The organism is Acinetobacter sp. CAU_H_S170_2, assembly GCF_058890445.1.
Window position 1 is genome coordinate 19,354 of sequence record NZ_JBZYAE010000001.1, and the last position, 19,357, is coordinate 38,710.

The window sequence follows — 19,357 nt, forward strand, 5'->3', positions numbered from 1 at the left end:
CCGCTTTATTTTTTAAATAATGTGATTGATTTCTTATACATTGCTTTCAACATATCACAATCTTATAAAAAGACGGTATCAAAGGTGACGAACTGAGTATGTAGCTCAGCAGGGAAAGACCATTCTATTTTTAGAACATAGTGTTTTGAATAGGCCTATTATTCTAAGGATAATCTTATTTTAAAATGCAACTATTCAATAAAGATTATGTTGGAACATCCCATGAAAGTTTTACATATTGATTCAAGTATTATGGCGGATGCTTCTGTGTCTCGTCAGTTGAGCCAAGCGATTGTTTCGCAACTCAGCGAAAAGCATGCGCAAGTTGAGGTTGAATATTTGGATTTGGCAACGCAACCGATTCCACATTTAGACGCAGAAATTTTAATGGGTCAAAATGCAGAACAATCGGCTCTGGGCGAACGTATTATTCAACAGTACTTAGATGCGGACGTTGTGGTGATTGGTGCAGCGATGTATAACTTCGGGATTACTTCGACTTTAAAAGCATGGATTGACCGCATTAGTGTTGCAGGTCGTACTTTCAAATATACTGAAAATGGCCCGGTCGGTTTGGCTGGTGACAAGAAAGCCTATATTGCCAGTAGTCGCGGTGGTGTCTATGGTGAAAATAGTCCTGTTGACTTCCAAGAAGGCTTCTTAAAAACCGTCTTTAATTTTACCGGTGTGACCGATGTTGAAATCATTCGTGCTGAAGGCGTGAATATGGGGCCAGAGCTGAAAGATAAAGCCATTGCAGCAGCTTTAGCACAGGTGCAAGCGATTTAAACAATAACTGTAGTTCCATGATTCCTCATTTGGTCAGCGTTCAGCTGACCTTTTTTTATGCGGAATGTGTCTAGTCTTGGTCGAGCGCTTGAGCAAACGTTGCGATATCATCCAAAGCCATTTTAGCTTCTGGAAACCATGCATTAAACATTTGAAAGTTATGCCACATGCCTGTGTATAGTTTAAATGTCACATCTACACCTGCCTTGGTCGCTTTATCTCTAAACCGCTGGGCATCGTCCAAGAGAATTTCTTTCGAACCGACTTGTACAAGGGTAGGCGGGAGGTCTGCTAAATCATCAAATAAGGGTGAAACGAGTGGGTCGGCGGGGTCGATTTGCTCTGGAACATAATAGTCGATGCCTGTTTCAAGGGCTTCGATGGATAACAGTGCATCGAGCTTGCTGTTATAGCGAATAGATTCACTGGTTAAGCTTAAATCCAAAAATGGCGAAAGCAGAATCAGCCCACTGACTTGAGGGCGTTGTTCATCACGAATGCGCAGCGCCAAGGCTAGCGCTAAATTTGCACCACATGAATCCCCCGATAAAATAATATCTTTGGCTTGTATACCTTGGCCCAATAACAGCTGATAAACATCAAACAGCGCATCAATGGCTTCAGGATAGGGATGTTCAGGCGACAAAGGGTAGTCAAGGTGAATAACCTGCATTTGTGTGCTGGCTGCAAGGTCTGAGACAAACGCGCGATGGGTATTCATTGAACCTAAAAAGAAAGCCCCACCATGAATGTGCAGAATGAGCTGAGTGGCTTCAGTTTCAGGTTTTAATTCTTCCGCACGCAGGCCTGCGAGACGTAGAGGGCGAATCCGAATCGATTTATTGAGCGGAAATGCACGACACATTTGTTCAAGAAGGAACCGCTGACTACTGGGTGGAAGGCTAAAGCGACTTGGGGTTCGAATCGTGGTTTTTAACAACTGCTCCGTAAAAATTTGTTTCCATGGATCGGCAATCTTCATAGTTATACCATTTTGTTATTTGTTTTACCTTGAGTTTGTGTATTTACCAACATAATTTACAAGGTTACACTAATTGGTCACATTGAAAAATTGAAAAATTGTTGTGACTTTTTAATAATGATAGTCGTCTATACTAGACTAGGGAAATGACAAAAATGAAAAAAATTGCACTTGCGTTAAGCGTACTAGGATTAACCGCTCTAGCTCATGCAGCAGATCCGCTGAATGGCACTGTTTGGAAAACGATTGATGACAAAACTAAACAAGCGAAAGCCTTGGTTAAATTCACTGAGCAAAAAAATGGAACTTTAACTGCGAGTATTCAAGGTATTTTGACACCAGGTGAAGAAAATGCATGTACCAAGTGTGAAGGCCCATACAAAAACAAATCGTTGAAAGGTTTAACGATTGTACATGGTCTGAAAAACGCGGGCGGTACAAGCTATGAAGGTGGATCAATTTTAGATCCGCAAACGGGTAAAACTTATAAATTAAAAGGCAACATTGCTGCTGGTGGTAAAAAACTAGAGCTTCGTGGCTACATTGGTGTGGCTGCATTAGGCCGTAACCAAACTTGGATTCGCGCGAACTAATCCCATCCAACAAAAAAAGCCGAGCAATTGCTCGGCTTTTTATTTTTTGTTAAGCCTTCAAGGCACGAATTGCATCTTCATTGAAACCCACAATAAAACCATCGGGTGTTGCAATCACGGGGCGCTTGATGAGACTGTTATGTGTGGTGAGAGCATCAATCAGTCCTTGCTCTGAAGCTAAAGCAGTGTCTTGTTCTGCTTCAGTCAGCTTACGCCAAGTGGTACCTTTCTTATTCAGGACCACATCTGCCCCAATCTGATCGAGCCATGTTTTGACAGTCATAGCATCAATGCCTTGTTTTTTATAATCATGAAACTCATACGCTAAACCTAACTCATTCAGTAGGTCGAATGCTTTTTTCATTGAATTACAATTTTTAATGCCATACACGTTTAACATGGAAAACCCTTCTGAATTTTAAGCTGGGTTTAGAGTAACGGAAAAAGCAGAGCAGCTCTAGTGTCGCGATTTAAGCCAATAGCGTCATCGTCTTGTCATAAAAGCGTTTTAGAATTAAATCAAAGAAAAATAGAATACAAAAAGAAGAAGCATTAAAAAAAGGCAGAGACTAAAAAAGAGAAAACCCGCATTTAATCATCCTGATCATGCGGGTCTCATTACAACGTCCATTGTCACATCCTTGAAAACCAACTATTTCCATAGTTCGTTTTAATTTCATCCTACGGCGTCCTGTCCTTGTGCTGTCATCCTGACATCGTCCCTTTGCCGTGGAAACATAATGCATTGATTGATTGATCAGAAAAAGACTCAAAAAACGGCAGATAATGTAGGTTAAAAACTCATATCCAGTAAACAGTTGTTCACTGGATATGAGCTAAATATTTACATTTATCTAGATTTTGTAGTCAATAATGACAGGTGCATGGTCGCTAAACCATGTTTCTTTATAGACCCAAGCATTGACTGTACGGGCTTTCCAGTCAGGTGAGCACGCTTGATAGTCAATGCGCCAGCCCACGTTCTTCGCACGGGCTTGTCCACGGTTTGACCACCACGAATAAAGCTCAGCTTCTGGACGTACTTCACGGAAAGTATCGACATAGCCAAGTTCATCATAAATATGATCGAGCCAAGCGCGTTCGTGCGGTAAGCAGCCTGAGGCTTTTTGATTGCCTGACCAGTTTTTAATGTCGATGCGTTTATGCACGATGTTGTAGTCACCACAGACAATCACGGATTTATTTTCATCGCGCCATTGTTTCAAAATTTGTTTGTATTCTTCTAAGAAGTGGTCTTTACGTACTTGTGCTTCTTCACCAGAAGAACCCGATGGTAAATAGAGTGAACAAATATGCACGTTTTGGTCTAAGCCTAAGTCAAACTCAGCCGAAATAAAGCGGCCTTGAGAATCGGCTAATTCAAAACCAAGTCCATCAGTAACTGAAACAAATGGTAAACGGCTATAAATAGCAGTGCCAGCATACCCTGGACGTTCAGCAGGGAACAGGTGAGTATGCCAGCCTTCAGGTTTAAATTTATCGGTCCATTGTTCGTGGGTGATGCGAGATTCTTGCATGCAAATCACATCAGCATCTGATGTGGCAATCCAATCAAAAATCCCTTTTTTTTCTGCAGAACGTAGACCATTTACGTTAATTGAAACCACACGTAAAATTTTTTGATCACTTGGATAGCTACTCTTTGGTATCATGCGCAAGTCTTACCTCAATTTGAAAATACGGAGCATCGCATGACAACGCAAGCGACATTTAACCCTCAAGCTTTTATCGAACTCGCATTATCACGTGGCGTGCTTAAATTTGGTGAGTTTACTTTAAAATCGGGTCGTGTGAGTCCTTATTTTTTTAATGCAGGTCTACTCAATGACGGTGAAGCCTTGTCATTACTGGCATCTGGCTATGCAGCCAAACTGACAGAATGCAACAATGTTGAGGTGGTCTTTGGTCCTGCGTACAAAGGGATTCCTTTTGTTGCTGCAACAGCGGTGGCCTTGTCACAAAATCATGGGGTGAGTGTGCCTTGGGGTTTCAACCGTAAAGAAGCCAAAGATCATGGTGAAGGCGGGGTCTTGGTTGGTGCGTCCGTTGCAGGCCAAAAAGTCTGGATTATTGATGACGTGATTACTGCGGGTACAGCGATCCGTGAAGTAGTCACCATTTTGAAAAATGCAGGTGCGCAGATTGCAGGTGTGTTGGTGGCATTAGACCGCCAAGAAAAAGGTCAAGGTGAACTGTCTGCGATTCAAGAAGTCCAAAAAGAATTGGAAATTCCTGTGCATGCATTGGTGACCATGAAAGATTTGATGAATTATTTAGAGGCTAAAGGTGAGACAGAAGCTTTAGCAAAAATGGAAGCCTATCGCGTGAAATATGGCGTCTAAACGTTGAAACAAAAAAAGGAAGCTTCGGCTTCCTTTTTTATTCGCTCTCTTTTATGGTTAGTGTTTGGCTATGCGCCCCTTCCCAGCCAATCATCGCAGTTTTACGTGTTGTCCCCCACATATAGCCGCCACGTTGCCCTGAAGACTGAATGACCCGATGGCAGGGAATTAAAAAGGCAACGGGATTGCTGCCAATTGCTGTTCCGACCGCTCGTGAGGCACGCTTTTGCCCAATCTCTTGAGCAATATGTGCATAACTGCTGAGCTGTCCCATGGGAATTTTGAGCAGACTTTGCCAGACCTTGAGCTGAAAGTCGGTGCCTTTCAGATGCAGTTTAATCTCTGATAAGCTGTTTTGATCTTGCTGAAAAATCGCGAGTGCTTTGCGTTGTAATTCATCCTGATCTTCAATAAATGTCGCACGTGGGAACTGTTTTTTCAGATAGACCAATGCATCCCGATCTACTTCGGTAAAGGCCATATGACAAATCCCTTTAGGGGTCGAGGCAATAATGACGGAGCCAAAAATGGTTTCGGCAAAACTATAGTGAATGTGGAGTGCTTCACCGCCCTGTTTATATTCTGCGGGCGTCATACCTTCGATTTGGACAAATAAATCATGCAATCGGCTGGTACTGGAAAGGCCAGTGTCAAAAGTTGCTGCAAAAATATTATTTTCTGTGTGATTTTTCAAAACCGACTTTGCATATTCCACACTAATATATTGTAGAAATTTCTTCGGGCTAATGCCTGCCCATTCGCTAAAGATACGCTGAAAATGTGTAGGACTTAAATGAACGTGTTCTGCAATCTCAGCCAAACTGGGTTGCTGTTTGAAGTTTTGTTCAATGTATTCAATTGCCTTTGCCACACGTGCGTAATTGCTATGTTCTGTCATGATTACTCGCGGAAATCATTTAACTTAAGAAAACACTAACAAATCCAGCGAGGCCTGAAAATCCGTTTCTTGCGCTTTATAACAAAAGGTTCGAAACGTTTATTGATTGGCTTAGTCATCCATTGCTAAGCATAAAAAAGCGGAACAGTGACCTGTTCCGCTGGAGATGGCGTTTTAACTGAAAGGGTTTAGAACTGGTAGTTCAAACGCATGAGGAAGCTACGTGGTGTACCTGGCATAGAGTCTGAACGCCAGTATTCTTTATTGGTCAAGTTACTGACAGCTAAAGTCACGTTCCATGGATCAGCACTATAACCAATGGCAGCATCGACACGATTGAAACCATCCATTTTGGTCAAGTTATTGATGTTTGGATAGTAAGAGCCGACATAAGTCACGCCAACTTCACTATAGAGTTTTTCTGTAGGTAAGTAGCGCACAAACAGGTTGCCTGTATTTTTAGAGGTATTAGAAAGGGTATTTCCTACATTTTCAGGCTTTTCTTTGTCTTTTTTAACTTCAGCATCAGTATAGCCATAACCACCGCGGACAAATAAATTATCTAATACACGACCAATGAAACTAAATTCTAAGCCTTTGGATTGATGTTCACCACCTACGGCCCATACGTCTGGAACATCTGGGTCTGGGCGGTAGCGAATATTCTTTTTACGAATGTCATAAACAGAGAACTGTGTATTTAGGCGTTCATCGAACCAATCACTTTTCACGCCAATTTCGTACTGTTCATTATATTGGGGTTCAGCATTAAAGATACTCATATCTTGGTTTGCTGATGAAATTGGGTTTACACCCATAGAGCCACCAAAGGGAGCAAAACTTTTACTGTATGATGCATACAGACTTTGATGTTCATTCGGCTGCCAGACCACGCCGACATTTGGGCTAAATGAATCATCATCGATAGATCGTTTACGTTTATCTGCATCTACATTTGGTAGTTTGTTGGTGGTAGAAAAATCATAGCTGTCGTAGCGCATGCCCAGCATGATTTTGAATTGTTCACTTAAGCTGATTAAGTCTTGGGCAAAGAAACCTAAACTTGTACCCTGATTATAATTGTGTTGACTAATTTTAAGTGGACCCGTACCTCGGCTAGCTTGGCGTTCGCCTGTAATTGGGTCTACATAACCATAAATTGCAGAACCATTTTGATTGGTATTGGCTAGACGCGGTTCGCGCTGTTCATAGCTCCAGTCACTGCCGAAAACAAGGTTGTGTTTAATTGATCCCGTGTTGAATTCGCCTTTAATATCAAAAGTATTACTTGTGGTTTTATTGTCTGTTTGTTGCCAATAATAGATTTGAGAGATGTCGCCTACATGACCTTGGCATGTGCCTGCGTTACGGATTACAGTAGTCGCAGTTGCGCAGTAGCCACCTAAATAAAAATGATCAAAGTTTTGTTCGGCTTGTCTGTAGCTCGCAGCCCAATGGAAAGTCCAATTTGGCGCAAATTCATAACTTACATCTGAGCGAATGACCTGTAGCACGTCATTGACATAATCACCCTCTTGAGCAAAACCCGTTTTAATGGATGTTCCAGCAGGTAAAACACTATAAGAAGGTCCACGGTCTGGTACTCGACCTAATTTGTCATAAGTATATTGTGTGGTCCACGTAAGGGTTTCATCATCATTTTTATAAGTGAAACTTGGCGAGATCATTTCAATTTTACTGTCGATGCCTGAACGAAAACTATCCGCTTCACCGTATTCACCCGTCAAGCGCACAGCCCAATTGTCATTCAACACTTGGTTAATATCTGCTGTTGCACCGTAGTTATCATATGAACCTACGTAAGTGCCGACGGAACTTTTCAAGTCAAAGTTGGCGTATTTACTCACCATATTGACCACACCGCCGCCTGCACTACGACCATATAACACCGAGGCAGGGCCTTTTAAAATTTCGATCCGTTCAATGTTGGCTGTACTACGACGGACTTGACCACTTTCACGGATACCATCACGGTAAATATCACCCGAGTCGGCAGAGAAACCACGGAGGGTAATGCCATCACCGCGCATATCGTAGCTGGTTGAAACCCCTGGTGTGCCTTGTAGCATTACACTGAGGTCGTTAGAGCCATAGATTTTATATTTCTGTACATCGATGGTGTCGATGGTTTGAGGAATGTCTTTTTTCTTTAAACCATTCCGTGTGACATTGGCCTGATCATAATCGACATAGCTTTTGATTGGATCAAGTTCACTCATTGCCTCAATTTTTAAGGTGGGCAAAACTGCTGCTGTGCCCGATTTGTTTGTCATCGCTTGAGAGGAGGGGTTCTCATTATTTTGTAGCGTTGCTTCATCCGCATAAGCTGCATGCGCATTTAAAATCATAAAGCTGAGAAGGCTATATTTGAATAGGTTAGAACCACAAAGCGGCTGTGGTGAAAATTTCATCATGATTTAAGGCTCGGAGAGAGTGAATTGCCAATAAAAATGAGAAGTATAATCATTTACTAAAAATGAACAAGACTTACGATAATATTCATTTTTTCTACATAGTTTTACTGGGTTGAAAAGTACAGCTGTACAGGCTTTTTAATTTTTCTAAAAAATGGATAAATAAGCATTAAAATTTGAGGAAAATGCAAAAGAATTATTTTTGTGCATTTTCTAGGCATTTTTTACAGCTTAAAAGAACGCCTATTTTTTCTTGGCGTCCTTGCTCAGTTTCTACCCAAGGGCGGTTTTGCCACGGTGGAGTATGGCGGACATGTTGTGTGTGGCCACAGACAAGCTCCGCCACCCAATGATGTTCTGCATCGAGATGAAAACCGACAATCGCTTGTTGCACTTAAGTACCTCGACTGACGTGTTGAGGCTGTTCTAAGCCGTTTAAAAAACGCTGACACAGTTGATGGATGGCTACCAAATCATCGGGATCTAGACCTAAAGAACACGCCAGCTCAAATGGAATGGCTATAATTTTATCTTTGGCTAAGAGTGCTTTTTCCAGCAGAACGACTTTTTTCATACGTTCATCTTCTTTGACAGCAACACGCTTTAAAAACTGTTTTTCTTCTAGTTTTTTAATAATCGGGGTTAAGGTGCCTGAGTCAAAAAAGGTTTTTTGTCCAATCTCGGTCAGCGTCACATTGTCCTGCTCATATAAAGCCAACAAAACAATAAATTGCGGATAGGTCAGATCGTAAACCTGTAAGCGTGGACGGTATTGACGAACCATGGCATTGGTTGCGGAATACATGGCAAAACACACGCGGTTTTCTAAAAGTGGGGTGTCCGCCATATTGCATGTCCTTGGGTGTTAATGTCTGTAAAGCAGTATAAATGAAATAGGGGCAAAAGTGTATTGTGTATAATAATCTTGCGCACAAGTTAATTGTGTGCAATATTGTTTTGCGAATGAGGTCGGTTCAGTGCTTGAAGCGACTTTAATTAATGACATTTGATGAATGGAAGAGATGTAATGAACACAATTTATGATTTTCAGGCTGAACTGTTAGAAGGCGAGCAAAAAAATCTGGCTGATTATCAGGGCAAGGTTTTATTGGTGGTGAATACCGCCAGCCAATGTGGTTTAACCCCGCAATTTGAAGGCTTGGAAAAGTTATATCAGGACTATCAACAGCAAGGTCTGCTGATTTTAGGTTTTCCCTGCAACCAATTTGCGCAGCAAGACCCTGCGAGTAATGAAGAGATCGGCAGCTTTTGTCAGCGTAACTATGGAGTCTCTTTCCCAATGTTTGCCAAAGTTGATGTGAATGGTCCTACAGCACATCCGCTGTATCAGTATTTAACCACTGAAGCTAAAGGCATTTTAGGTAGCCAAAGCATCAAGTGGAATTTCACCAAGTTCCTCATCAACCAAAAAGGGCAGGTGGTGAAACGCTATGCGCCAATTGTTAAACCTGAAAAAATTGCCAAGGATATTCAACGCCTTTTGGCTTAATGGAGAAGGTATGGAAAGGAGCTGTCGTGTGGTAATAGGCGCATACCTCCTTTGTTGAGTTGAGCAGTTAGTATCTGATTTTTTACTACAATGTGTTGTAGTTGTTTGAATAAAATAGATTTTTTAATCTTTAATTATTACACAACTTGTTGCACCCAAACTTGAAAACTTCGCTATACTTTTTGCCAAGTTTAAAAAATTTGAGCGTGAGAATTATGCGTGTACTAGTAGTGATGGACCCGATTGAAACGGTGAATCTGAAAAAAGATTCCACCATGGCCATGTTATGGGCTGCAAGCCGTCGCGGACATGAGCTGGGTTATGCATTACAACACGATTTATATATCGATCAAGGCAAAGCCTTTGGTCTGATTTCTCCCTTAAAAGTGTTTGAAGACTACGATCATTATTTTGAGTTGGGTGAACAGCAAAAAGAGTCCTTGGCTGATTACGATGTGATCTTGATGCGTAAAGATCCGCCGTTTGACATGAATTTTGTCTATACCACTTATATTTTGGAACAAGCGGAACGTGAAGGTGCGTGGATTATCAATAAACCACAGTCCTTACGTGACTGTAATGAAAAACTGTTTGCCACGCAGTTCCCCGAACTGCAAGTCCCTACATTAGTGACTTCACAACAAAGCCTGATCCGTGAATTTATCAAAGAACATGGTGATGTGATTGTGAAGCCTCTCGATGGGATGGGTGGCATGGGAATTTTCCGTTTATATCAAGATGGTGTGAACATTGGCTCAACTTTGGAAATGTTGACGGAAATGGGCACACGTCCAATTATGGCGCAGCGTTATATTCCTGAAATTGTGGAAGGGGATAAACGTATTTTGCTGGTCAATGGCGAACCGATTCCGTACTGCTTGGCGCGTATTCCACAAAACGGTGAAGTGCGTGGGAATTTGGCCGCAGGTGGTTTGGGTCAAGCACGTCCGTTGACTGAAAACGACAAGGCCATTGCTGCAAAAGTGGGACCCTTCTTACGTGAAAAAGGTTTGGTTTTTGTCGGACTTGATGTGATTGGCAATTATGTGACCGAGATTAATGTCACTAGTCCAACCTGTATTCGTGAGATTGATGCACAATTTGGTACCTCAATTGCCGATGATTTATTTGATGTCTTGGAAGCAGGCAACGCCAGCTAAATTGACAGAAAAGGAACCTGAAATGGTTCCTTTTTTCTTTCATGGTAGTGGTCGGCTTTGAAATAAAAGTGTGCTTTGCTGCAAAGTGTATAAATTTGGTTGAAAATAAAGCGGATTACCTTGCCAGACACCACTAATTTTCATTCTGTTCAAATGTATGCGCTCATATTGTATTTCTAGCCGCTAAAATGAAGTGAATTACGCTTTAGAATTATGTTAAATATTTGATTAAAATCAGCTTCATTGTTTTATTTTTAAATATCTCCAATTGCGCTGTTGAGCCTGATTGTGTGCTGTAGTTTGAGTAAAAATGCACATCTGATAACAAATCTAGTTTAAACTTGAAAATCAGTAGAAAAAAACAATCAAATGCCTGTTGAAAAAAAGTAAATAATCTTTCGCGGCTATGCGTTTGTGATTACAATTGATCGCTTAAAATTGAATTTTGTTTCCATATTTTTAGAATTGAAGAATTAGACTGTGACCGAAGCAACACCAACAAAGCCGAAACATGTAATGATGATGGCTGCCGGAACGGGCGGACATGTTTTTCCAGCACTTGCTGTGGCTAAGGAATTACAGCAACAAGGCTGCCAAGTCTCGTGGCTTGCTACGCCTACAGGTATGGAAAATCGCCTGCTTAAAAATCATGATATCCCAATTTATCAAATTGATATTCAAGGTGTGCGCGGCAATGGCTTAGTCCGCAAAGTATTGGCACCCTTTAAAATTTTAAAAGCCACTTTAAGCGCAATGCGTTACATGAAGCAGCTCAAAGTTGATGCCGTCGCGGGCTTTGGGGGCTATGTCGCTGGGCCAGGTGGATTGGCTGCGCGTGCACTGGGTATTCCTGTAATTATTCATGAGCAGAATGCGATTGCGGGTTTTACCAATACGCAGTTATCACGTATTGCCAAAACAGTGTGTCAGGCTTTTCCAAACACCTTTGCTGCACAAGATAAAATTGTGACCACGGGTAATCCCGTCCGCAAAGAGATTACGGAAATTTTAAATCCGTCTTGGCGTTATCAAGAACGTGAAAAAGCTGGAGCTACGCTTCGAGTTTTAATTGTGGGTGGCTCGTTGGGTGCACAAGCGTTAAATGAGCGTGTTCCTGAAGCATTGAAGCAATTGAATGTGCCGTTAAGCGTTTATCATCAGTGTGGTCAAAACCATGCAGAGGCGACCCAGGCGCGTTATGCCGATGCCCCTGAACAGCTTCAGGTTGAAGTTCACCCTTTTATTGAAGATATGGCCCAAGCCTATAGCGATGCCGATTTAATCATTTGCCGTGCTGGGGCGTTAACCGTGACCGAGATTGCGACTGCGGGTGTGGCTGCGGTGTTTGTTCCACTGCCAAGCGCTGTGGATGATCACCAAACGGCCAATGCAAAGTTTTTAGCCAATATCGGTGCAGCCAAAATTTGCCCGCAAGCAAGCATGACGCCTGAGAGTTTAAAAGCATTATTATTACCCTTGATGAACCGTCAGTTATTGTCTGAAATGGCAGTGAAAGCACGTCAGCAAGCACAACCCGATGCAACCCAACATGTGGTTCGTTTAATTCAAGCATTGTAAACCGAGTATTTTATGTCGCCATCTACGCCTGCTGATCAAGCAAAAAAGTTAATTAAAGTGCCAGAAATGCGCCGTATTAAGCACATCCATTTTATTGGGATTGGTGGTGCGGGTATGTGTGGTATTGCTGAAGTGCTCAAGAACCAAGGTTACAAAGTCTCAGGTTCAGATATCAAAGCATCAAAAACCACGGCTCAGCTTGAAGAAAACGGCATCAAAGTTTATATCGGGCATACGGCTGAAAATATTCAAGGGGCAAACGTGATTGTGGTGTCGACTGCAATTGATGCAGAAAACCCAGAAATTAAAGCGGCTATTGAAACGCGTACACCTGTGGTGCGCCGTGCAGAAATGCTGGGTGAGTTGATGCGCTACCGTCATGGGATTGCAGTTGCGGGAACACATGGTAAAACCACGACCACAAGTCTAGTCACGTGCATGTTGGCAGAAGAAAATCTCGATCCAACTTATGTGATTGGTGGGTTGCTGAACCGTACCGGTGTGAATGCTGCACTGGGCGCGAGTCGTTTTATCGTGGCAGAAGCAGATGAATCAGATGCGTCATTCCTGCATTTGCAACCGATGGCCACCATCGTGACCAATATTGATGCAGACCACATGGACACCTATGGTGGTAGCTTCGATGTTCTAAAAGATACCTTTGTACAGTTCTTACAAAAACTACCGTTTTACGGTTTGGCTGTGGTATGTGGCGATGATGCCAACATTCGCGAAATCATGCCGCGTATTGGTCGTCCATTGATCACGTATGGTTTTAACGAAGACAATGACATTCGTGCAGTGGATATTGAACAAGAAGGCATGCAGTCGCACTTTACCGTATTACGTAAAGATCGTGAGCCTTTGCGTTTAACCATCAATTTGCCGGGTTTGCATAATATTTTAAATGCACTTGCGGCGATTGGTATTGCAACCGATGAAGGTGTGTCTGATGCTGCGATTGCACGTGCGTTGGAAAGTTTCAGCGGTGTAGGTCGTCGTTTCCAAGTACAGGGCGAATTTGACATCGAAGGCGGTAATGTGAAATTGGTGGATGACTATGGTCACCATCCTAAAGAAGTCGAAGCGACCATTAAAGCGGCACGTGCAAGCCATCCAGACCGTCGTTTAGTGATGATGTTCCAGCCACACCGTTTTAGCCGTACCCGTGACTGTTTCGATGACTTTGTGGATGTATTGTCACATGTCGATCAGCTGTTGCTGCTTGAAGTCTATCCTGCGGGTGAAAAACCGATTGTGGGGGCAGACAGCCGATCATTGGCGCGTAGTATTCGTTTACGTGGTGATGTAGAGCCGATTTTGATTGATCCGGTCGAAGGTAATTTGCAGCATGCGTTGAAAAAAGTGTTACAAGCGGATGACTTGTTATTGACGCAAGGCGCAGGTAATGTGGGGGCTATCTCGGTTGAGCTTGCAAGCAATCATTTATATTTAAAATAATCACGTTTTGTGATTACTCGATGAATAAAACAGTCATAAAGTTTAAGGATATCAACGTGTCAAATGCTTCAAAATTCGGCAAAGTAGCGGTGTTGCTTGGTGGTAAGTCTGCTGAGCGTGAGGTTTCTCTAGATAGTGGTGCAGCTGTACTTGAAGCATTGGTTCGTTCGGGTGTAAATGCAGAAGCTTTTGACCCGCAAGAGCGTAGTGTGACGGAATTGGTCGGTTATGACCGTGCGTTTATTGTGCTGCATGGTCGCGGTGGGGAAGACGGACAAATCCAAGGGGTCTTAGAGTGGCTCAACATCCCGTATACCGGAACAGGCGTACAGGGTTCTGCTATTGGCATGGATAAAGTTAAAACCAAGCAAGTTTGGCAGGGTTCAGACTTACCGACAGCACCCTATCGCATCATTAGCCAAGAGTCAGATTTAGCTGAAGTGGTGGCGAATTTGGGTCTCCCACTGATTATCAAGCCAGTACACGAAGGTTCAAGTGTCGGCATGAGTAAAGTTGAAAAAGCAGAAGATTTAGCAGCTGCAATCGCCAAAGCGACCCAACACGATGCTGTGGTGATGGCTGAAAAATGGATTACGGGACGCGAGTTCACGATTTCATTTTTAAATGGTCAACCGCTACCTGTGATTCGTCTACAACCGCCTGCGGATGTGGCTTTTTATGATTATGAAGCGAAATATCAACGTAATGATGTGGAATACGGAATTCCATGTGGCTTAAGCGCGGAAGAAGAGCAGAAGTTGCAAGCGCTTTGCCTCCGTGCATTCCAAGCGGTGGGTGCAAGTGGTTGGGGTCGTATTGATGCGATGCAAGATGAGCAAGGCAATTTCTGGTTACTAGAAGTGAATACAGTACCTGGGATGACCAGTCACTCTTTGGTGCCGAAAGCAGCAAATGCAGTTGGTTATAGCTTTGATGCGCTTTGTGTCCAAATTTTAGAGCAAACACTGACAGGTGCGGCTCACTAAATGGCGCAATTACCTGCTTCTATGCGCCGTAAACGCGCAGCGATTACGTCGATACACGATAAACCACCGACGCGTAAGGAAAAGCTTGCCAACTTCGGTGGTTGGGTGATGTTGGTCGTTGCCGTGGCGGTGCTGTTGGTTGGTATTTATGGCTTATATCAAGTCATGACAGATGCACGTGTGGCCGAACTTGATGTAGCAGGTGTGCGTTCTGAGGCGGAAAAAAATCAGGTGATGGGACATGTTTCACCAGCCATTACTCATAATTATTTCACCTCAGATTTAGAAGAAATTCGTGATCGTACTTTAGAACTGGCTTGGGTCGATCGTGTGGTGGTTTCGCGCGCATGGCCGAATGCGATTCGCGTTCGCGTCATGCCTCGGCATGCAATTGCACGTTGGGGGACGGGGCGTCTCTTAAGTGACAGTGGTGACGTATTTAGCGAAGTGACGCCGAAAAATAATCAGAATTTGCCTTTATTACACGGCCCAATCAGTCAGTCTAAAATGATGATGCGCCGTTATAATGAAATTAATCAATTATTCCAGCCAGTCAACCTTCGTTTAAAAGAACTATATTTAACGGAGCGTATGACTTGGTTTATGCAGTTTGATTCAGGTTTACGTGTTATCGTAGATCAGGATCAAACCATGAGTAAGCTGCAACGTTTGAGTTATTTGGCTCAAAGTGATTTGAAGCCAGTTTGGGCCAAAGTATCTGCCATTGATTTGCGTTATCGGAATGGCTTAGCCATCCAATGGAAGAATGCTGCCGCACCAAAGATAGCAAATGGTCATTTTGTTGTAACGATTGATGACACAAGCATTGCAGGTGGAGCAGCAGCAAAGCCATAATACTTGGCTTTAAAACAGAGGCATAAAGCCATAAATTAAACAAACATGTGATGGTAGTAGTAAATAATGAATGAAGCGGTTCCCTCAGTTGTTGCGATTGACATTGGGACGCACAAAGTTTCAGTTTTGATTGGTAAGGTACATGCGCCAGACAATATCCAAGTGATAGGAATGGCAACTGCTCGTAACCGAGGCATGAATAAAGGAAAAATTGTAAGTCTTGATAAAGTCATTACAGCGATAAAAAATGCCGTGCAAGAAGCAGAAGATATGGCTGAATGCCGTGTCCATTCCGCGTGGGTCTCAATCCCAAGTGCCGAGTTAAAAAGCTTTTATGCATCTGGACGAACGCCAGTTGAAAATACTGACCATACAATTACAACAAGTGAAGTGGTTCGTGCATTAGAGTTGGCCAAAGCCAGCCACATGACCTCGGATCATTATTTGGTTAGTGCTGTTCCACTGGGCTTTGAGCTGGATGACTCCACTGAGTGGGTACAAAACCCAATACGGATGTCTGCCCACAGCATGATTGGTCATTATCAGTTGATGATGTTACCGATTAGCACCATGCAAAACCTTGATCGGGCCTTAAAAGGCGCGAACATCGGGGTGGAGAAACTGGTGGTGTCTTGTCTGGCAACGGCAGAAGCGAGCCTACTCAAAGATGAAAAAGAGTATGGTGTCTGTTTAGTCGATATTGGTGCAGGTACCACCAACATTGCGGTGTATTTAGATGGTCGTTTGGCCTTGACGCATACTTTGCAGCGTGGTGGCGAGCATGTCACCCGTGATATTGCTGCTGTGTTACAAACCACCACTGAAGAAGCGGAACGAATTAAATTACTCTATGGGTGTGTCGACATTAAGTCGGTTAAACCGGATCATATGATTCAGATCCAAGGGATTGATGGTCCGCAAACGATTAGTCGTATTGAGCTGACTGAAATCGTGATTGCGCGTTATGAAGAAATCTTAGGCCAAGTTCGCCAAGAACTAGAGCGTAATGGTGCGATTCATGGTTTGTATCATGGTGTGGTGTTAACTGGTGATGCTAGTCAAATCGAAGGTATGGTGACGTTGACTCGTCGTATGTTGGGTGTGTCTGCGCATTTGGGTAATCCACCTGTGCAAGTGACAGCAGATGAGCAAAATATTGCCGCACTGCGTCGCTCTCAGTATGCCACTGCCGCAGGTTTGTTGATGTTTAGTCAGAGCGAAACACAAGAAACTATAGTGGAACCAGAAGATACAGAAAAATTGTCTCTGATTAAACGCGTTGGACGTGCTTGGTCTGGACTCAATGAAAAGCTGAAATCTGTTTTTTAAGTTGAATTTTTTTGGAATATTGTTAAGAAGTTGTACAACGCATCGCTTAAACTTGACAAGCTATGGCTTGCACAGCATGCTTAAAAGCAATTTTGTTTATTAAGATCAAGGCAGTATACGGGCTTAAGTGACTGCCAATAACGAATTAGGAAATCTATAGGTCATGGCCTCATTTGAATTTTTAGAAGATGATCAAACCGATAGCAACGGTCAAGCCCGTTTTACTGTGTTTGGTGTTGGTGGTGCAGGTGGTAACGCCGTACAACACATGCTTGAGTCAGATATTCAAGGTGTAAAATTTGTATGTGCCAATACGGACAAGCAAGCGCTAGACCGTATGAATGCACAATTCAAAATCCAGTTGGGTGAGCAAAGTACTCGTGGACTAGGTGCCGGTGCCAATCCAAATGTAGGTCAAGCCGCGGCTGAAGAAAGTCGTGACTTGATTCGTCAACACCTTGAAGGCACTGATATGGTGTTTGTCACTGCCGGCATGGGCGGTGGTACAGGTACAGGTGCTGCGCCAGTGGTTGCTGAAATTGCCAAAGAAATGGGTATTTTAACCGTAGGTGTGGTAACGACACCGTTTAACTTTGAAGGTAAACGTCGTCTTCAGTCTGCTGAGCAAGGTATTGAAGCATTAGAAGCACATGTAGATTCTTTAATCATCATTCCAAACCAACGTTTGTTAAAAGTTTTCCGTGACATCTCAATGAAAGATGCCTACAAAAAAGCGGATGATGTCTTATTAAATGCGGTCCGTAGTATCTTTGATTTGGTGGTACGCCCAGGTCATATTAACCTTGACTTTGCTGACTTGAAAACTGCGATGAGCACACGTGGTTATGCCATGATGGGTGCAGGTTTAGGTCGTGGTGAAAACCGTGCACGCCAAGCAGCTGAACAAGCGATCCGTAGTCCATTGCTAGATAATGTCACCATTATGAATGCCAAAGGGATTCTGATTAATGTGACGGGTGGTGATGACGTCACGTTTGGCGAAATCGAAGAAATTACCGACGTTGTGAATCAAATTGTCGATTTAGACGAAGGCCAAGTCTTCTACGGCACAGTATTTGATCCAGATGCGCGTGATGAAATCAGTGTCACTGTCATTGCAACAGGTTTGACTCGAAATTCAGCAGATTCTGCTGAGCCAGTGAAGCGTCCAAATGCACATGTGCAGGTAGCACAACATGGGCATGCAACGCAAGCGGTTGTTGAAGATGATGATGTGCCTGCAATCCAGCGTCAGAACCAAGACGTGGCTGCTGCAGCAAGCTCTGCATCGACAGTGAGTGCTGCACGTCCAACACCAATGAGTATTCAAGATTACTTGAAAAATCAACAACGTAAGTAGTGTTTGTCGATGTGGTTAAGCCACATGTGATAAAGAAAAGGTAGTCTATGACTACCTTTTTGTTTTTTATCAATGGCTAAATATGCTAACGTATAGCGGTTTAGTGGTGAGATGATATGAAACATGTTGAAACAAAGAACTCTACAACGTGTCGTTAAAGCAAGCGGCATTGGTTTGCATAGTGGTCAAAAAGTCTTAATTAACTTTGTGCCACATCATGCGGACGGAGGAATTGTGTTTCGTCGTATCGATCTCAATCCACCAGTCGACATTCGTGCAAATGCGATGTTGATTCAAGAAGCCTTCATGTGTTCAAACTTGGTGCAAGAAGATGCCAAAGTCGGTACGATTGAACATGTTATGAGTGCAATTGCAGGTCTAGGTATTGATAACTTGATCATTGAAGTGTCTGCCTCTGAAGTCCCAATTATGGATGGCAGTGCAGGTCCGTTTATTTACTTGCTCATGCAAGGTGGCCTCAAAGAATTGGATGCCCCTAAAAAATTTATAAAAATACTCAAACCTGTTGAAGCTCTCATTGACGACAAACGCGCCATTTTCCGCCCGCATGAAGGTTTTCAACTCAATTTCACTATTGACTTCGATCATCCTGCTTTTAAGAAAGAATATCAGTCTGCCACTATCGATTTTTCAACCGAAACCTTTGTTTATGAAGTCAGCGAAGCCCGTACTTTTGGTTTTATGAAAGATTTGGACTATCTCAAAGCCAATAATCTCGCTTTGGGGGCAAGTTTAGACAATGCCATTGGCGTCGATGAAACCGGTGTGGTGAATGAAGAAGGTTTACGCTTCTCAGATGAATTTGTTCGTCACAAAATATTAGATGCGGTGGGGGATCTTTACTTGCTCGGTCACCAAATTATTGCCAAATTTGATGGATATAAGTCTGGGCATGCTTTGAATAATCAATTATTGCGCAATGTCCAAAGTGATCCAAGCAGCTATGAAATTGTAACATTTAATGACGAAGATCAGTGTCCAATTCCTTATGTGAGTGTGACTTAAGTCATTGTCTTTATTGTGTGATGTTATATTGT

At 42.9% G+C, this 19,357-nt stretch carries 19 protein-coding genes; 12 read left to right on the forward strand and 7 right to left on the reverse strand.

Translation table 11 applies throughout. The features are described 5' to 3' along the window. Positions 1-222 precede the first annotated feature (222 nt). Positions 223-789 (forward strand): FMN-dependent NADH-azoreductase, encoded by a 567-nt coding sequence (locus AC5EUN_RS00095; protein WP_039890677.1) that lies wholly within the window; start codon positions 223-225, stop codon positions 787-789. 70 nt (positions 790-859) lie between these two features. Here the strand turns inward: AC5EUN_RS00095 and AC5EUN_RS00100 are convergent, their stop codons facing one another. Beyond that, entirely contained in the window at positions 860-1,771 is a 912-nt protein-coding gene (locus tag AC5EUN_RS00100; RefSeq protein WP_348923869.1) for an alpha/beta hydrolase, read from the reverse strand. A gap of 155 nt (positions 1,772-1,926) precedes the next feature. On the opposite strand from AC5EUN_RS00100, the gene AC5EUN_RS00105 reads away from it, so the two are divergent. Further along, positions 1,927-2,364 carry a DUF2147 domain-containing protein gene (locus tag AC5EUN_RS00105; protein WP_004691748.1) on the forward strand — a complete coding sequence of 146 codons (438 nt, stop codon included), beginning with the start codon at positions 1,927-1,929 and terminating at the stop codon, positions 2,362-2,364. A gap of 49 nt (positions 2,365-2,413) precedes the next feature. Here AC5EUN_RS00105 and AC5EUN_RS00110 read toward each other — a convergent pair whose 3' ends face one another. Both AC5EUN_RS00110 and AC5EUN_RS00115 read right to left on the reverse strand, forming a co-directional pair. Then, a complete protein-coding gene (locus AC5EUN_RS00110) occupies positions 2,414-2,764 on the reverse strand; it encodes a Spx/MgsR family RNA polymerase-binding regulatory protein (protein ID WP_493352094.1) in 351 nt (116 codons plus the stop codon). A gap of 454 nt (positions 2,765-3,218) precedes the next feature. Continuing rightward, positions 3,219-4,037, reverse strand: a complete 819-nt coding sequence (locus AC5EUN_RS00115) for an exodeoxyribonuclease III (protein ID WP_062031929.1) — start codon at positions 4,035-4,037, stop codon at positions 3,219-3,221. 39 nt (positions 4,038-4,076) lie between these two features. On the opposite strand from AC5EUN_RS00115, the gene pyrE reads away from it, so the two are divergent. After that, a complete protein-coding gene (pyrE, locus tag AC5EUN_RS00120; RefSeq protein ID WP_087011901.1) occupies positions 4,077-4,727 on the forward strand; it encodes an orotate phosphoribosyltransferase in 651 nt (216 codons plus the stop codon). Between the two features lie 37 nt (positions 4,728-4,764). Here the strand turns inward: pyrE and AC5EUN_RS00125 are convergent, their stop codons facing one another. The 4 genes from AC5EUN_RS00125 to AC5EUN_RS00140 form a co-directional block, all read right to left on the reverse strand. Further along, complete coding sequence (locus AC5EUN_RS00125) at positions 4,765-5,625, reverse strand: methylated-DNA--[protein]-cysteine S-methyltransferase (RefSeq protein ID WP_148825318.1); 861 nt, start codon at positions 5,623-5,625, stop codon at positions 4,765-4,767. A 188-nt stretch (positions 5,626-5,813) separates the two neighbouring features. Then, complete coding sequence (locus AC5EUN_RS00130; protein ID WP_493352095.1) at positions 5,814-8,060, reverse strand: TonB-dependent receptor; 2,247 nt, start codon at positions 8,058-8,060, stop codon at positions 5,814-5,816. Between the two features lie 196 nt (positions 8,061-8,256). Continuing rightward, a complete protein-coding gene (locus AC5EUN_RS00135; protein WP_148825320.1) occupies positions 8,257-8,454 on the reverse strand; it encodes a DUF3565 domain-containing protein in 198 nt (65 codons plus the stop codon). Then, a complete protein-coding gene (locus AC5EUN_RS00140) occupies positions 8,455-8,907 on the reverse strand; it encodes a MarR family winged helix-turn-helix transcriptional regulator (RefSeq protein ID WP_063454394.1) in 453 nt (150 codons plus the stop codon). A 180-nt stretch (positions 8,908-9,087) separates the two neighbouring features. Here AC5EUN_RS00140 and AC5EUN_RS00145 point away from each other — a divergent pair, with 180 nt between their 5' ends. The 9 genes from AC5EUN_RS00145 to lpxC all read left to right on the forward strand — a co-directional run bounded on the left by AC5EUN_RS00145 (position 9,088) and on the right by lpxC (position 19,325). Next, entirely contained in the window at positions 9,088-9,570 is a 483-nt protein-coding gene (locus tag AC5EUN_RS00145; protein WP_148825321.1) for a glutathione peroxidase, read from the forward strand. A 215-nt stretch (positions 9,571-9,785) separates the two neighbouring features. Next, a complete protein-coding gene (gene gshB, locus AC5EUN_RS00150; RefSeq protein ID WP_131230823.1) occupies positions 9,786-10,730 on the forward strand; it encodes a glutathione synthase in 945 nt (314 codons plus the stop codon). Between the two features lie 480 nt (positions 10,731-11,210). After that, positions 11,211-12,308, forward strand: a complete 1,098-nt coding sequence (murG, locus tag AC5EUN_RS00155) for an undecaprenyldiphospho-muramoylpentapeptide beta-N-acetylglucosaminyltransferase (protein ID WP_493352096.1) — start codon at positions 11,211-11,213, stop codon at positions 12,306-12,308. Between the two features lie 12 nt (positions 12,309-12,320). After that, a complete protein-coding gene (gene murC / locus AC5EUN_RS00160) occupies positions 12,321-13,769 on the forward strand; it encodes a UDP-N-acetylmuramate--L-alanine ligase (protein ID WP_004691731.1) in 1,449 nt (482 codons plus the stop codon). 56 nt (positions 13,770-13,825) lie between these two features. Beyond that, positions 13,826-14,755: a D-alanine--D-alanine ligase gene (locus AC5EUN_RS00165; RefSeq protein WP_004978280.1), complete on the forward strand. Its 930-nt coding sequence runs from the start codon at positions 13,826-13,828 to the stop codon at positions 14,753-14,755. After that, a complete protein-coding gene (locus AC5EUN_RS00170) occupies positions 14,756-15,610 on the forward strand; it encodes a cell division protein FtsQ/DivIB (protein WP_263507069.1) in 855 nt (284 codons plus the stop codon). It begins immediately after the preceding gene. 66 nt (positions 15,611-15,676) lie between these two features. Next, on the forward strand, positions 15,677-16,939 hold the full coding sequence (gene ftsA, locus AC5EUN_RS00175; RefSeq protein WP_004691727.1) for a cell division protein FtsA: 1,263 nt from the start codon (positions 15,677-15,679) through the stop codon (positions 16,937-16,939). A 163-nt stretch (positions 16,940-17,102) separates the two neighbouring features. After that, positions 17,103-18,299 carry a cell division protein FtsZ gene (gene ftsZ, locus AC5EUN_RS00180; RefSeq protein WP_004691726.1) on the forward strand — a complete coding sequence of 399 codons (1,197 nt, stop codon included), beginning with the start codon at positions 17,103-17,105 and terminating at the stop codon, positions 18,297-18,299. A gap of 123 nt (positions 18,300-18,422) precedes the next feature. Next, positions 18,423-19,325 (forward strand): UDP-3-O-acyl-N-acetylglucosamine deacetylase, encoded by a 903-nt coding sequence (gene lpxC / locus AC5EUN_RS00185; protein ID WP_062031958.1) that lies wholly within the window; start codon positions 18,423-18,425, stop codon positions 19,323-19,325. Positions 19,326-19,357: the final 32 nt, after the last annotated feature.

Bases quoted from the DNA above. Each gene is read 5' to 3' on its own strand.
- AC5EUN_RS00095 (WP_039890677.1), top strand. From the start codon at position 223: ATGAAAGTTTTACATATTGATTCAAGTATTATGGCGGATGCTTCTGTG.
- AC5EUN_RS00100 (WP_348923869.1), bottom strand. From the start codon at position 1,771: ATGAAGATTGCCGATCCATGGAAACAAATTTTTACGGAGCAGTTGTTA.
- AC5EUN_RS00105 (WP_004691748.1), top strand. From the start codon at position 1,927: ATGAAAAAAATTGCACTTGCGTTAAGCGTACTAGGATTAACCGCTCTA.
- AC5EUN_RS00110 (WP_493352094.1), bottom strand. From the start codon at position 2,764: ATGTTAAACGTGTATGGCATTAAAAATTGTAATTCAATGAAAAAAGCA.
- AC5EUN_RS00115 (WP_062031929.1), bottom strand. From the start codon at position 4,037: ATGATACCAAAGAGTAGCTATCCAAGTGATCAAAAAATTTTACGTGTG.
- pyrE (WP_087011901.1), top strand. From the start codon at position 4,077: ATGACAACGCAAGCGACATTTAACCCTCAAGCTTTTATCGAACTCGCA.
- AC5EUN_RS00125 (WP_148825318.1), bottom strand. From the start codon at position 5,625: ATGACAGAACATAGCAATTACGCACGTGTGGCAAAGGCAATTGAATAC.
- AC5EUN_RS00130 (WP_493352095.1), bottom strand. From the start codon at position 8,060: ATGATGAAATTTTCACCACAGCCGCTTTGTGGTTCTAACCTATTCAAA.
- AC5EUN_RS00140 (WP_063454394.1), bottom strand. From the start codon at position 8,907: ATGGCGGACACCCCACTTTTAGAAAACCGCGTGTGTTTTGCCATGTAT.
- AC5EUN_RS00145 (WP_148825321.1), top strand. From the start codon at position 9,088: ATGAACACAATTTATGATTTTCAGGCTGAACTGTTAGAAGGCGAGCAA.
- gshB (WP_131230823.1), top strand. From the start codon at position 9,786: ATGCGTGTACTAGTAGTGATGGACCCGATTGAAACGGTGAATCTGAAA.
- murC (WP_004691731.1), top strand. From the start codon at position 12,321: ATGTCGCCATCTACGCCTGCTGATCAAGCAAAAAAGTTAATTAAAGTG.
- AC5EUN_RS00170 (WP_263507069.1), top strand. From the start codon at position 14,756: ATGGCGCAATTACCTGCTTCTATGCGCCGTAAACGCGCAGCGATTACG.
- ftsA (WP_004691727.1), top strand. From the start codon at position 15,677: ATGAATGAAGCGGTTCCCTCAGTTGTTGCGATTGACATTGGGACGCAC.
- ftsZ (WP_004691726.1), top strand. From the start codon at position 17,103: ATGGCCTCATTTGAATTTTTAGAAGATGATCAAACCGATAGCAACGGT.
- lpxC (WP_062031958.1), top strand. From the start codon at position 18,423: ATGTTGAAACAAAGAACTCTACAACGTGTCGTTAAAGCAAGCGGCATT.